Source organism: Mesobacillus sp. LC4, from assembly GCF_053543455.1.
Genome location: NZ_JBGCUB010000005.1, coordinates 327,229 through 340,686, shown reverse-complemented (window position 1 = coordinate 340,686; position 13,458 = coordinate 327,229). Strand labels below are relative to the sequence as shown.

The following is a 13,458-nucleotide window of genomic DNA, read 5'->3' as shown; positions in this document are numbered from 1 at the left end:
AATACACCTCGACCCGCTCATTAAATAGGAAAATTTACGAATACAATCTAGTCATTTACTGATTTTGCATCTTTCCCAATACCAAACTCCTGATTCGCTTTTTTAAATGTCCAGTTAACCAGAAATATCCCCATAAAGATCAGAGCTCCGCCTGCATAAACATGCCATTCGACAACCTCATTAAGCAGTACCCAGCCAGTGAGCACACCGAAAAATGGTGCCAGGAACAAGAAAGCACTCGTCTTGCCAGGGTCTCCCTGATTGATCAAGTAAAACCAAATAGCAAACTGGACGATCGAGGCCATGATTGCCAGCCATAAAATAACCGATATTGAAATCGGAGTAATCGTCAGCTTCGGTGTTTCCAGGGTAATTCCCATCAGTAGGAGGATAATGCCTCCAAAGAGCATTTGATAAGCTGTCAGCACCCAAACATTGAAGCGGCTTCCCCATTGTTTGATCAAGATTGTCCCGATGGACCAAAACACAGCTGCCCCCAGTCCAAAAAGTGTACCAACTGTCAGTTGCAGATGGAAACCTAATGTAATGAATACACCGGCGAACCCTATAATCGTACCAAGCCATTGAAGAAGCCTGTATCGAATCCCCAGAAAAACCGTCCCCATAATCACGACCATCAATGGATTGGTAAAAGTTAAAATTGAGGACTCGCCTGCAGTAATGGTACGTAAACTTAAGAAAATACAGCCCATGACCCCTGCAGTCTGCATTAAACCAATGATGAAAATCCTTCCCCAATCAGCCAGTTTATCCGGCCTAATTCTTTTCCTGACAAGTACCGCCATCAGCAAACCGGCGATCGAGAATCTTAAACCAACCAATAACAATGGAGAGACATAGTTCAACCCAATCTTGCCTACGGTAAAAGAAGAGCCCATGAGAAAAGTGGTGACGACAACGAGCGCAAAGAACATCAATGGATGAAGATTTTGTTTCTTCACAACGGCCCCTCCCTTTTTCAGAAATATATTCTGCTTTTAAGCCTGGTTTTCCTTAATGATTCTTCCACGAGTAAAGCCTAAAGAATTTCTTTAAGCCTGCATGAGTCCACCTGCTTCATAAGTTGGTATGAGTACTCATAGTGGATTATTAGCCCGTATCAAAGAGAAAAACTAATACATCAGTTTTTCTTCTACTCTGAATGACATAATTTCTTTAACTTTTGCACTCTTTCCGGCGCTCGAAAAGGTATAGACATCACAGAAAGAAAGAGTGGAATGATCATCAAATACGAAGAAACCATTTACCGCACCAGTCGAACCATGTGTGATGATGTTTTGAATATGAAGCTGAATCATCTCTTTGCTAGTATTTTTATTTAAAGCTTCCTTTAAGTCCTCTTTTCCGAAAAAACTCTTATGGCCAGCAATCTGCCAACGAATATCATCTGCCAAATTTTCACTCATGCCAATATAATCTCCCGTCGCCAGAGCAACCGTAAGTTCTTTTAATAACACCTTTTTAGGTGCTTTACCACAATCTTTTGGGCAATCAATTTTAAGACTTTGGGGTATTTCCACGTTCGTCTCTCCTTCACAAAGTGCTTTTAATTCAAATATAGCTTCATCTTTTGCCACACGGAAATATAGATCCTTAAAATGGTTACACAAATGTACATTCAGTTTTTACTCAAGTGAAGTGAATCTCAATGCTAGATTGCACATCTGCAAACCAGCGCAATGTTCTATTGTGATGGTTGATGATTTGCTGTGCTGTTAGTTCGGCGCTTGGCCAAGTGCTATGTAAATCGGACACTAAAGTAACTTTATATCCCTTGCTGAATGCACTTCTGCATGTTGTATCTACACAAACTTCCGTTTGAATGCCAACTAGATAGAGGTGCTCAATCCCATTTTCTTTCAACTCTTGTTCAAGACTTGTTTTAAAAAAGGCGTCCGGTGTGGTTTTTTGAATAATCATATCTCCCTCTACCGGGTAAATTTCTGAATGGATTTCCCAGTCATATGTTCCGCTTTCCAAGGGATATCCTGCTGATTCATTATGTTGGATATACACTACTGGTATTTTGGCAGAACGGGCCTGTGTTATTAGCGCTTTAATCCCTTTCAGCAGCTCATCACCATTAAAAACCGCTTCTCCTTCCATAAACATTCCGTTTTGAACGTCAATGACTACTAATGCTGAGTTCACCATTCTCATTCCCCCAGTATTTTCTTCAGCTTCTTCACGGCGTTTTCACTGGCAACGCCTTGAAAATGATTCAAAAGGTAGTCTCTTGCCTTTTCCTTTTCCACCGTTATCATTTCAATTTTATTTCTGCTTGCCCAAGAATCGTAGGTTTCAAAGGATGTGCTGCTCCAGCCATTCTTTTCGCCTTCCGCATTTGTCTTTTTCTTGGTGCCTGAAATGACAATATCCATCGTTCCCTGCAGTTCCAATAGAGCATTGTCAAACACCTTTTTGTGCTCTTTCTCCCTTAATCCCGCCAGAGTCCTCAACTCTCTTGTATCTATGACCCCTTCTTCACTAATGGATCGGTAAAGAGCCAACGCTTCTCTCGATACATTTCCTTTTTGGTATCGTACTTCAACTTTTTCATAACTGCCAAGGACAGCCTTAAAATATGGAAGTAAATCACGTGAAATCAAAACAGATTTTTTCTTAATGAACTTTCCATAGCCTGCGACACCTTCAACAGCAAATCTTGTCCGCCAAATCCACGGATCATATTCTGTATCTGAATGCCAGGAATCCGGAGCAGTAATTGTATTAAGTGCGTGGTATTCAGGTACCAATGGAGCCAGTGGAAGAAAGCCAACCTCTTCTATAATCTGAACCGCTTCTTCATATGTTTTTATACTGTAATCTCTCAATCTCGACAGCTCCTCCAAAGATTAATTTACATAGTAATTCTATAACCTGGTACCATTCCCCTTTCCATAAAGAAAAAACGGTACTTCAAAACCAGAAGCACCGCTAAAAATTCATCTTGTTTTTTCAACAAGCTCATCATTTTCAATCGTGATCAGTCTTTTCGCCATATTGACAAACAAACCATTATCAACCACGCCAGGTATCATATTTAGACGCTTTTCCAGTTGCTCAGGTGATTCAATCTGCTTAAAATCGCAATCGAGAATATAATTCCCATTGTCTGTGATGAATGGCTTGTCCCCATTTAATCTTAATTTCGGTTGGCAGCCAAGCTCTGCGATTCTTTCTGAGGTCAATTCTGCTCCGAACTTTACGACCTCAACCGGAAGCGGGTAAGCACCTAACCTCTCTGCTCTTTTTGATGAATCTGCAATGACAATAAAAGCAGAAGCAGCATTGGCAATGATTTTTTCCCTTAGCAGTGCTCCCCCACCACCTTTAATTAAATTCAATTCAGTGTCTACCTGATCCGCTCCATCGATTGCGACATCTATCCGTTTCACATCCTTAAAATCTGCAAGTGGAATACCATGCTCCATTGCTAATACAGCGGTTTGTTCTGATGTTGGGATTCCTTTAATGTTTAGCCCATTTCTCACTAACTCGCCCAATTTTTTGATCGTATAATAAGCGGTCGATCCTGTTCCCAGTCCTACAATCATGCCGTCTTTTATGTATTCAGCCGCCTTTTCGCCAACTATTTTCTTTTCATTCATTGATTTCACCTCTTAGATGATTTTCCCCTTTTAGGAGGATTTTTAAGTCGGTGCTTCGTAAATTTTGGCACGCTCAAATGAAGAGCATTGCCGCAAAACTTTGAAATGGTTATTGAAAAAACTTAATCTATAACTGATACAGCAATGATGTCTTCGAATTTAAATACAATTACCGAACGATCATCTGTCACCATCCTTACCTCCTTCCTTATTGGATCAAGATAATGGACATGGCCTTTTTCTTCATATGTAAATCCATCATCCCACTTCGTGATTTTCACTTCGTATGTATATTCCATAGCGCAACAAATCTGATTTTCCATTTCCTGAATTTCGTATTCGTCTAGCAATGGTCGTGGCTGCCGCAGCTCATCACGCGCTAGTTCCCTCAATAATGCCCGATGTTCCGGTATAAAGTGAGCAGGCATGAATTTCAGCTTTCCTCTGTCTCGTATTCTCATGCTGACCATCCTTTCGGGAGTATTTAACGTTATTATATCCCGAACAAACGTTCGCAAACTAGAGAAATTTATTTTTTCATCAAAAAAACTGGCCTGAGCCAGTCTATGCAATCACTTCATGATATTTAAAATAAGTCGAGAGCTTTGAATCAACATGATCCTTCCACCCATCCAGTGGTACATTCAAATTCTTAAGTATTTTATAGGCATGGACCCATGCGCTCATTTCTGCCGTAATCCGATAAGACCAGTCATTCAGCCATTTTTCATAGTCGAGCTCGTCATTGACAAAATCAATACAATGGCCAATCTCGTGAGCAAAGGCATATACATTTTCCAGCGTAGTCGATAATGGAATTGTTATGGACATGTTTGGGTTAAAATTGATTTTCTTCTTAGAGTCATAAATTACTTTGCAGTTCAATTTTTCCGCCTCTTCTACTAAAAGTAAAAAAGTGCCGTACGTAACCATACCATTTTCCCCTTTAATCTTTATAGTTTTCTACCTATTATATACGAAATGGGGAAAATGCATACCCCTTTTCTTAATTTTCTGAATTTTAATCCGCCGAAAATAGGACATCTTTTTGCCGCATATGTTGTTAAGAGGTAGTATTAACAAGGGGCTGATTTACTATGAAAATCCATGTTGTTAGAATAGGAGATACTCTTTGGAGAATTGCCCAGGGAAATCAAACAACAATCAACCAAATCATTTTAGTGAATGAACTCGATAATCCAAATGTGTTGGTGGCTGGTCAATCGCTCGTTATACCTGAAAATAACCGGGAATATGTCGTCCAGCAAGGTGACAGTTTATGGGCCATTGCCTCTCGCTATGGAGTTACCGTACAGGAGATTGCAAGCTATAATAACATTGCTGATCCTGCCATGATTTTCGTAGGCCAAATGCTTAAACTGCCTTACTTAAGCCACACCGTTAATTCTGGGGAAACATTATGGGCGATTTCGCAGCGCTACGGGGTGAGTATTAACCAAATCACAGAAGCTAATAATATTTCTAATCCTTCTCTCATTTATCCAGGATTTGTTTTACGGATTCCCGCGCCTGCAAAACCAACCATTGAAGTTAATGCTTATATAACAAGAATGAGTGAAACAGGCAGAAGAGATGTCCTGTCACGAGGACACCATTTCACGTACCTTTCTCCTTTTTCATATAAAGTCGGGGAAGACGGATCACTCCTTACCCTTCAGGATACATTGGTCCTTCAGGCCGCAAACATGACCAATACCTCACCATTGCTGACAATCACAAATGAAGCGGATGGCTCTTTCAGCTCAGACCGAGCAGCCGACATCCTGAGGAATCCAGGTGTACAGGATACACTGTTAATTAATATCCTCGCTAAAATGGAAGAGAAGGGCTACACCGGATTGAATATCGATTTCGAATATGTTTATCCTGAGGACCGCGAAAACTATAACAATTTTTTGCGAAAAGCGGTTGGCATTATGCATCCGGAAGGCTATACCGTTTCGACTGCACTGGCTCCAAAGCAAGGAGCCGATCAGAAAGGTCTTCTATATGAGGCACACGATTACGAAGCGCATGGAGAGATCGTTGATTTTGTCGTGATCATGACATATGAATGGGGCTGGTCCGGAGGAAGGCCATGGGCAATCGCACCGCTAAATGAAGTAAGGAAAGTATTGGACTATGCCATAACAGCCATTCCGCGAGATAAAATCCTGATGGGTGTTCCGCTATATGGCAGGGACTGGCGAATACCATGGGTGCAAGGTACCTACGCCCGGACCGTCAGCCCAAAAGGAGCCGTCGAACTCGCGGCACAACAGGGAGTCAACATCCAATACCATGATACCTATCAGTCACCATTTTTCCGCTACACCGACTCAGACGGCCAACAGCATGAGGTATGGTACGAAGACGCAAGGAGCGTCCAGGCCAAATACGATACGGTAAAAGAGTATGGGCTTCGCGGTGTAAGCTACTGGGTGCTGGGGCCTTCCTTCCCGCAGAATTGGCCCGTGCTGCAAAACAATTTCAGGGCTAGGAAGCTATAGGTACAGAAAATCCTGCAATTTAGCATCGCAGGATTTTTATATGCCGTCAAATATTGACCTCGCAAGGAACCTGAAAAGATAGAAAACCAGTCTGAACGGAAGAACGATCAATTCCGGAATATAGAATAAAATATCAAAAACGAAATCCCAAAAAGTATAGCTGCCATCATACTTCTTTTTCCTTCTCTTTTCTGACCGTTTTTCTACAAACATCCCAGGTTCCTCCCGTATGATTACTTATTCATACACTCTTTGCAGATTATTTTCCCTTGATACTGGATAAATGCTTTGATTTCCGTCATTCCCTTTGTTTCAGGGTATCTCATTTTAACGAAAACCTCTTCATTAGGTTCAATTTCCTTCTTGCAAACACAGCACTGCGGCTTGATTTTGAGCATGCTCCTCACCTCGGTTATAAATACGTTTTTTTCCGTAAAAAGTTTCATGCTTTATCCGAAATTGAAACCAACTGGTATGATTTCAATGGTAACTGGTATTAAATCCGATGGAATTGATATTAAATCCACTACACCTGGTATTAAATTGTTATTACCTTGTTTTTCCCCCGAAAAAATTTCTACCGATCTAAAATTCACTCCAACCGTAAATAATTCTTCCTAACCGTATATAAATCTGCCGAAACCGTTAATATATTCTCTCCAACCGTTAAAAAAACTGGCACAACCGTTAATATATCCTCCCTAACCCTTAGACGATCTTTAATTTACTCTCTCCAACCTGCTAAAACGATTCCCAAATCCCTCAAATGATCAAAAACCCTGGCTAAACTGGCCAGGGTTCAAATTATTAATATATATCCTGCCTGATAAACACAGCAAACGAAACAATTAACGCAGCCAATCCCCAAATGGTCAAAATCACGAGTGAAAACTCGAGAGTCATTCCTTCAATTGGCGGTGCCTGGCCAGAAAGGTAGCCTGTAAGATTGAGATTAATCATGAACAAGTATTTTGCTTGTTCCCAGGAGGATACCATATTGCTGAGAATGGCTCCTGAAATCAGCGCGGCAAGCATGACGCCCATTCCTGCTGGTGTATTCCGAATCAATACAGATAACATAAAAGTAATCGTCCCGACAATTAGTGCGACAAACCACACCAAGCTGAACTCCATCAACAAATACTGCCACTGTGGAATCATCTGGACGGCGTTTGTATTCAGTTCATTCCCCTCGACATTGAATCCGGTTATCACAGGGGCAGACCATCCTTGGTAACCAAAAATGATTCCTGAGATTAAGTAGGACAGAATCCCAAATAGGAGCACGATAATCGAGACGGATAAAACCAAGGTGATGTATTTGCTCATCAAGATTTTCCAGCGCTTCACCGGTCGTGTCAGTAAAAGTTTTACCGTGCCCGCGCTCCTTTCTGAAGAAACAATATCGGCCGCAACGACCATGATCATCAAGGGCAGGAACAGGTTGATGGAATGCTCTGCAAACACCCTCGCAAAGCTTGGCGCACCCGGCTCCATCGGATTCACATTGTTATCAAGGTAATATTGCTGCTGTTGGATTCGCAGCTGCAGCTCACTTTTCCACTCATCAGAAATACCGCTGCTTGTGATCCGGTTTTGGGTATCGATGATTTGCTGCTGCAAGGTCGTCCGCCAATCAACATCCCCAAAGCGTTCCAGCCTTCTTTCAATTTCCCTGTATTGAGAGTATGTAAAAAGCGCTACGAGCACCGCAATGATTCCGGCTACAACCAGGATTCTTTTTTTGCGGACAATCTTCAGCATTTCATTCCTGACAAGGTTAATCAATTGACTCACCACCAGTCAGTTCGAGGAACAGGTCTTCAAGTGCAGGCAGCTTTCGGTTCATTTCGTTCACCTGTACCCCACTTTCGACCAACATCCTATTCCAAGTCGCGGCTTCTTTATCAATATAAGGCGTGACCAATGAATCGTCAGGGCCATCCGAGACTGTCGTTACTCCAGCTAAAATCTCCTTTGCCCTTTCCCTTGGTTCAGCTTGCCAGATGAATTTTTCCTGCAGCGCCAAAAGGTTTTCAACATAGTCCACTTTGATAACGGAGCCCTTTGAAATAATTGCAACCCTGTCACACATCAGCTGGATTTCACTCAAGAGATGGCTAGATACCAGTACGGTCAATCCCTCTTCTTCGGCCAGATAACGAATGAAATTACGCATCTCCCTAATCCCCATTGGATCCAATCCATTTGTCGGCTCATCCAGAATGAGTACCTTGGGCTTCCCTAACAACGCCTGTGCTATTCCTAACCTTTGCCGCATCCCAAGAGAATAGGTTCTCACAGGATCATGAATCCGCTCTTCCAATCTAACAAGCTCCACCACATAATCCATATGCTTCCGGTCCACTTCTGGAAGCATTCTCGCAAAATGCTCGAGATTCTCCCAGCCAGTCAGATAGGAGTAGAGCTCTGGATTTTCAACGATACACCCCATCTGCTCCATCGCTTTCGTAAAATTCTTCCGGACATTGTAGCCGCCAATCTCGATCGTACCCGAACTCGGTTTGATCAACCCTACAAGCATACGGATGGTCGTCGTTTTGCCAGCACCATTCGGACCAAGGAAGCCAAAGACTTCGCCTCGTTTCAAATCAAAGTCTATTCCTTTGATGATCTCCTTTTTGCCAATTGTCTTTTTCAGCCCTTTTACAGACAGCGTAATCTCACTCATATTTCTCCCCCCTTACCATGTAATCAAAGATGCGACCCGTTCCGCGATCAGCTTGTAGCCTTCAGCATTCGGGTGGAATTTATCTGTGTATAAATAATCGTTCACACTCAGCTGAAATAAATCAAAAGTCGGCACATAGACGGCCTTTTCATTCTCGTCAAGCAGCTGATTGGTATCGTAATTCCAATCGCGGACGATTTTCGTTGTCAGCTCGGAATCATTTAAATCAATGAATGGATTGTACAATCCAATATGGAAAATAACCGCTGAGTCATTAATGGTCCGTAATTCTTTTAAAATGGATTCAAGGTTTTTAAGATAACTTTCTTTGGCCTGGGCAATTTGCTGCTCATCCATTTGCAAAAACGTTTGACCGCTCTGGAACAAATCATTTCCGCCAATTGTTATTAAGATATAATCTGCACTCTGGATTTTTCTCTGGATTTCCCCTTGTTTTAGCTGCTCCAACAGCTGATTCGAACGGTAGCCTTTAACCCCGAAATTATGTATCTTGATTTTTTCTTTCGATTTATCCTCCAGCTCGTCAACGAGATAGCCAATATAGCCTTTGCCTGAATCATCGCCAGTTCCGCGAGTCAGCGAATCTCCCAGGGCCACAACCACCTTACCGTCTTGATCCTCCCTCTCATTCTCAACTGGCTTAACCTGCTCGACAGCTCCAGTTGCTCCCTTGCTGAAAAATTGATTCTGGACTGTCCATCCAAGGCCAAACAGCATCAATATCAATGAAAGCATTGAAAACACCAGTGTTAAACTTACCGAATACTTCTTCACCAGACCACCCTCGTTCCACTAATTGGTAAGCTTTATTTTATAATGATTTCTCCAGGAATAAAAATGATAATACTGTGGCGAATGTGCTGGCTGTCAGCTCTCCAGCATTATGAACGCAAAAAAGCGCGCAGCTTTCTAAGCTGTACGCGCTTTTAGATGGCAAATGCATGTTTTCCGATCGTTTTAACGACATCACGAGTGAAGATCCACTGGCTTGTCGCTGTATCCGGATTATAGAAATAAAGGCTGTCGATCTTATTCTCATTTTCAAGGGCATCTTCAACGGCTTTGATTGCCTCTTCACCTGCTGGTTTATTGATCGCACCGTTTTGGACCGGCTGGAATGCATTTTTTTGATAAATAACTTCCTTGACACTATCAGGAAATTGTTCGTTTTCCACTCGGTTCAACACGACTTCTGCAACAGCAACCTTGCCTTCATAAGGCTCACCTTTCGCTTCCGCATGGACCAGGCGGGCAAGCAGCTTTACCTCTTCTTCTTTGATGAAGCGTTTATCTGTGACAGAAGACTCCTTTGAATCAACATCCACTTTCTTCGTTTTCAAAGTATCAGCCTGATTGGTTTTTGTCGTTTCAGCATAAACTGTATATGAACCAATTACTAATGTAAGGATCGAAACTAGCATAATTATTTTTTTCATTGTAAACCTCCTGTTTGGTTTATTAGACTGAACAGGCCCTATATTAGGCTAACAGGTTTACAATCTTATCACACTAGTTAATGTCTGGGTTATTTTTAAACTTCATACCAACAAGGGTAAAAACTGTATTTATTATTACGTAATAAGGATGATTCGTAATCTTTGTTACACATTTTAAATATCAGAATTCTCATTCAGCCACAGAGAAAAGTGCACTCAAATTTTTTAGAATATGGATCCTCGCTGTCAGGATAAATAAGTCAGACTGGTTATACACCACATAATCATCGATAATTCGAAGACCTTTTGAGAACCGCTCCACCAACAATAATGTGTATTTTTCATCCCACTCAAACAAATTGATTCTAGCTAGCTCGTCAGCGATCTGGTTAAATTTATATTCCTCGACCCATAGCTTCACCAAGTAAAGCTTATCATGATTCAAAATCAAAGCTGATTTATGGTTGTAGCATTTCTGGACAAACTCCGCGAACCCCTTGATATTCTCCGCCAGCAGGTTGGCTTTTTGCATGTCGAAATTCATTTTCACCAACTCCTTCTATAAAACAAATATGTTTCTAGAAGGATTTTTAAAACTCCGCCATTCTAAATGGATATTTATGTTAAAATTAACTTAAGCAAGTTTTCTTATTTTTCTAAACTTTAAATCTGCATATGGATTGTTCATAAAGGAAAGGAGAGATGAAATGTTATGGATAATAATATTCTCCCCGTTAATTGTTTTGGTTCTCATAGCTGTTTATATGGATAGAACAAAAGGAACCGGTGACCCGAAGCTCGATTCAGAAAATCACCGAATTGAACAAGATCAAGCCCTTCATGACAAGTCTTTTATTTTTCCAGGCGGAAATGGACCAACGGATGGCCAGTAATAAAAAAAGCATCGAGCACGATGCTTTTCAATCTATATATTCTGCCATTTTCTTTAACAACTCGTCCGAATTCTCTGCGGTAACAAAATCGCCATTGACGATAGCATAAGGTGACAGCCTGCATTCCTTGCATTTGCTCTGGCATTCGAATTCCTTGTAGGCTATATTTTTGTGGCTTAAGAACTCATTATAGGCAGCATAGTTCTCTTCTTGTAAAAACTGCTCCAAATTCCGCTGGCAGAATTCGATCTTTGCTTTCTTTGGTTTTGAAAAAAGCTTCTGGATTACATTCATTTTGAAACTTCCTTTACTAGTAAAGTCCGCTATCACTTTAGAATTATAACATTTTTCACTCATATGCTAAACATTTATAAATCGGGGGAATAAGCATGATCATTCATGAACGGGAAAAGGATTTCATCATGGTTGCCCAGCATGACCATGCCCTGGTTTCCCGGGATGCCGCACAATGCTGGAGAGATGATTATTTTTCCGGGATAGAAAAGAAAGATTCAGTGGTACTCGCCGTACGGGAACATGACCGCTGCTGGATAGAGCCGGATGAAGAGCCATTATGGAACGAACATACCCAGCAGCCTTACTCCTTTATGGACTATCCTGGAAGCCCTAAGCTTGCCTTTTACAAAGAGGGGATTGATGAAGTTGTTCAGATGGATTCATATGCTGGGCTTCTGTGCAGTCTCCACTATGGCTCATTCCTTGAAGATGCAACAAGTACGATTGGGAAGAATTTTTGGGTCGCTGAAATGCAAAGACAGCAAGAGTTACAGAAGGAATTAGGGATTGCGAATGACAAAGTCCTTTCCTTCCATTTAAATCTATTGAAATTCTGCGATAACCTGTCATTGTATATTTGCCTGAATGAACCTGGAACGCCAAAGGAACAAGAGCATTATTTTTACAAAAATGGCTTTCCTCAGAAATTCTCATTTTTGAATGACCAAACCATCCATGCAGTGTGGCTCGATAAAGAAACTGTTTCCCTCTCACATTCTCCATTTTCAAAAAAGCTCAATGTCACAATACCCTATAAGGCAGTTGAGAAGGATCAAATCAAAGAAATCGGATTGGTTTCCGCTTATCGAAGCAGCCCATTTTTATATAGAAAAGTCACATTTCTTTAACCGAACAGTAAAACTCGCTGTGCGGTTTTTTTGCATTGTAAAGAGAATTTCAAACAATTGTAACCTCCTCTACAAAAAGCTGAAATAAAGTTATGGGATAATGACCACTTCTGGTAAAAATGAAAGTTCAACCTAGGTGGTGTAAAAATGACAAAAAAGCGAAGCAAAAGAGTAAGATGGGGCAGAGTTTTCGGCGCCCTGCTCCTCCTTGGAATCTTCATGGTTGGTCTTTTTACCGTATTTAATTACATAGAAGGAACATATAAAGCTCTTAATCAACCTTTTCAAAAAGCAGAAGCAGATTCGTTTCAGGGAGAGAAGAATACAACAAAGGCAGTGAATGTGCTGTTACTAGGCAGCGACTCACGCGGAGAAGAAAGTGCGCGAACAGACTCAATCATGGTTGCCCATTACAACCCACAAACACATAAAGTAAAACTGATCTCCCTTATGCGCGATATGTATGTGACCATCCCAGAACACGGACAGCAGAAATTAAATGCTGCCTATTCCTTCGGAGGTCCCGAATTACTAAGGGAAACGATCAAAATCAATTTCGGCCTGGACATTCACCATTATGCGATTGTTGATTTTGAAGGCTTTGTAAAAGCCGTCGACCTCCTCGTTCCTGATGGTATTAAAGTAGACATCCCATACGAAATGTCCGATGGAATCGGAATGACATTGGAAGAAGGAACACAACAACTGCATGGCGAACAATTGCTAGGCTACGTCCGCTTCCGCCAGGACCGATTAAGCGATTTCGGACGAGTCCAACGACAGCAAGAAATCGTATCCAAACTAAAAGAAGAAGCCGTATCGCTCAACAGCGTCACCAAGCTCCCAAAACTGTTAGACCTATTAAGTACATACGTCGAAACCAATCTCGACACCCCCACCCTCCTGACCATCGGAAAAGACATACTTACCAATGAAACGGGTGATATTCAAACCCTGAGACTACCCGAAGATGGCAGCTTTGAGAATGAAACTTATGATGGGGTTGGGGAGGTTTTGGAGGTGGATTTTGAACTTAATAAGAACACATTAAAGGAGTTTTTGGCAGAGCAAAAAAACCGCACCAAGTGTGCGGTTTTTAGTATATTTAGTTAACGGGGTAGCGTTGGAA

General features: G+C 41.5%; 19 protein-coding genes. 4 read left to right on the top strand and 15 right to left on the bottom strand.

The genetic code is table 11. From position 1 onward, the window contains the following. Nucleotides 1-47: 47 nt before the first annotated feature. From AB5I83_RS17300 to AB5I83_RS17270, 7 genes are all read right to left on the bottom strand, one after another. A complete protein-coding gene (locus tag AB5I83_RS17300; protein WP_448977167.1) occupies nt 48-935 on the bottom strand; it encodes a DMT family transporter in 888 nt (295 codons plus the stop codon). A gap of 198 nt (nt 936-1,133) precedes the next feature. Next, nucleotides 1,134-1,598 (bottom strand): nuclear transport factor 2 family protein, encoded by a 465-nt coding sequence (locus AB5I83_RS17295; protein WP_448976986.1) that lies wholly within the window; start codon nt 1,596-1,598, stop codon nt 1,134-1,136. A gap of 52 nt (nt 1,599-1,650) precedes the next feature. Then, entirely contained in the window at nt 1,651-2,175 is a 525-nt protein-coding gene (locus tag AB5I83_RS17290; protein WP_448976984.1) for a cysteine hydrolase family protein, read from the bottom strand. Between the two features lie 2 nt (nt 2,176-2,177). Next, nucleotides 2,178-2,855 carry an AlkZ-related protein gene (locus AB5I83_RS17285; RefSeq protein ID WP_448976982.1) on the bottom strand — a complete coding sequence of 226 codons (678 nt, stop codon included), beginning with the start codon at nt 2,853-2,855 and terminating at the stop codon, nt 2,178-2,180. Nucleotides 2,856-2,966: 111 nt separating this feature from the next. Continuing rightward, a complete protein-coding gene (rpiA, locus tag AB5I83_RS17280; RefSeq protein WP_448976980.1) occupies nt 2,967-3,632 on the bottom strand; it encodes a ribose-5-phosphate isomerase RpiA in 666 nt (221 codons plus the stop codon). Between the two features lie 122 nt (nt 3,633-3,754). Continuing rightward, nucleotides 3,755-4,093, bottom strand: coding sequence for a YolD-like family protein (locus tag AB5I83_RS17275; protein WP_448976978.1), 339 nt, complete (start codon nt 4,091-4,093; stop codon nt 3,755-3,757). Between the two features lie 103 nt (nt 4,094-4,196). Then, entirely contained in the window at nt 4,197-4,565 is a 369-nt protein-coding gene (locus AB5I83_RS17270; RefSeq protein ID WP_311075650.1) for a hypothetical protein, read from the bottom strand. 164 nt (nt 4,566-4,729) lie between these two features. On the opposite strand from AB5I83_RS17270, the gene AB5I83_RS17265 reads away from it, so the two are divergent. Then, nucleotides 4,730-6,142 carry a LysM peptidoglycan-binding domain-containing protein gene (locus AB5I83_RS17265; RefSeq protein ID WP_448976976.1) on the top strand — a complete coding sequence of 471 codons (1,413 nt, stop codon included), beginning with the start codon at nt 4,730-4,732 and terminating at the stop codon, nt 6,140-6,142. Between the two features lie 36 nt (nt 6,143-6,178). Here AB5I83_RS17265 and AB5I83_RS17260 read toward each other — a convergent pair whose 3' ends face one another. The 7 genes from AB5I83_RS17260 to AB5I83_RS17230 all read right to left on the bottom strand — a co-directional run bounded on the left by AB5I83_RS17260 (nt 6,179) and on the right by AB5I83_RS17230 (nt 10,835). Further along, nucleotides 6,179-6,355 carry a hypothetical protein gene (locus tag AB5I83_RS17260; protein ID WP_448976974.1) on the bottom strand — a complete coding sequence of 59 codons (177 nt, stop codon included), beginning with the start codon at nt 6,353-6,355 and terminating at the stop codon, nt 6,179-6,181. 20 nt (nt 6,356-6,375) lie between these two features. Next, nucleotides 6,376-6,540 carry a Fe3+ hydroxamate ABC transporter substrate-binding protein gene (locus AB5I83_RS17255; protein ID WP_448976972.1) on the bottom strand — a complete coding sequence of 55 codons (165 nt, stop codon included), beginning with the start codon at nt 6,538-6,540 and terminating at the stop codon, nt 6,376-6,378. Nucleotides 6,541-6,949: 409 nt separating this feature from the next. Further along, on the bottom strand, nt 6,950-7,930 hold the full coding sequence (locus tag AB5I83_RS17250; protein ID WP_448976970.1) for an ABC transporter permease subunit: 981 nt from the start codon (nt 7,928-7,930) through the stop codon (nt 6,950-6,952). Then, a complete protein-coding gene (locus AB5I83_RS17245; RefSeq protein ID WP_448976969.1) occupies nt 7,923-8,834 on the bottom strand; it encodes an ABC transporter ATP-binding protein in 912 nt (303 codons plus the stop codon). The genes AB5I83_RS17250 and AB5I83_RS17245 overlap by 8 nt, the downstream gene beginning before the upstream one ends. A gap of 12 nt (nt 8,835-8,846) precedes the next feature. Beyond that, nucleotides 8,847-9,629: an SGNH/GDSL hydrolase family protein gene (locus tag AB5I83_RS17240; protein ID WP_448976967.1), complete on the bottom strand. Its 783-nt coding sequence runs from the start codon at nt 9,627-9,629 to the stop codon at nt 8,847-8,849. 152 nt (nt 9,630-9,781) lie between these two features. Beyond that, nucleotides 9,782-10,291, bottom strand: a complete 510-nt coding sequence (locus AB5I83_RS17235) for a cell wall hydrolase (RefSeq protein ID WP_448976965.1) — start codon at nt 10,289-10,291, stop codon at nt 9,782-9,784. A 190-nt stretch (nt 10,292-10,481) separates the two neighbouring features. Continuing rightward, nucleotides 10,482-10,835, bottom strand: coding sequence for a hypothetical protein (locus AB5I83_RS17230; RefSeq protein ID WP_448976963.1), 354 nt, complete (start codon nt 10,833-10,835; stop codon nt 10,482-10,484). 163 nt (nt 10,836-10,998) lie between these two features. On the opposite strand from AB5I83_RS17230, the gene AB5I83_RS17225 reads away from it, so the two are divergent. Continuing rightward, nucleotides 10,999-11,184, top strand: coding sequence for a hypothetical protein (locus AB5I83_RS17225; protein WP_448976961.1), 186 nt, complete (start codon nt 10,999-11,001; stop codon nt 11,182-11,184). Nucleotides 11,185-11,211: 27 nt separating this feature from the next. On the opposite strand, the gene AB5I83_RS17220 is transcribed toward AB5I83_RS17225, so the two are convergent. Beyond that, on the bottom strand, nt 11,212-11,478 hold the full coding sequence (locus AB5I83_RS17220) for a DUF1450 domain-containing protein (protein ID WP_448976959.1): 267 nt from the start codon (nt 11,476-11,478) through the stop codon (nt 11,212-11,214). A gap of 95 nt (nt 11,479-11,573) precedes the next feature. On the opposite strand from AB5I83_RS17220, the gene AB5I83_RS17215 reads away from it, so the two are divergent. Continuing rightward, on the top strand, nt 11,574-12,329 hold the full coding sequence (locus AB5I83_RS17215) for a DUF3891 family protein (RefSeq protein ID WP_448976957.1): 756 nt from the start codon (nt 11,574-11,576) through the stop codon (nt 12,327-12,329). Nucleotides 12,330-12,476: 147 nt separating this feature from the next. Next, nucleotides 12,477-13,442: an LCP family protein gene (locus AB5I83_RS17210; protein ID WP_448976955.1), complete on the top strand. Its 966-nt coding sequence runs from the start codon at nt 12,477-12,479 to the stop codon at nt 13,440-13,442. The last annotated feature ends 16 nt before the right edge of the window (nt 13,443-13,458 follow it).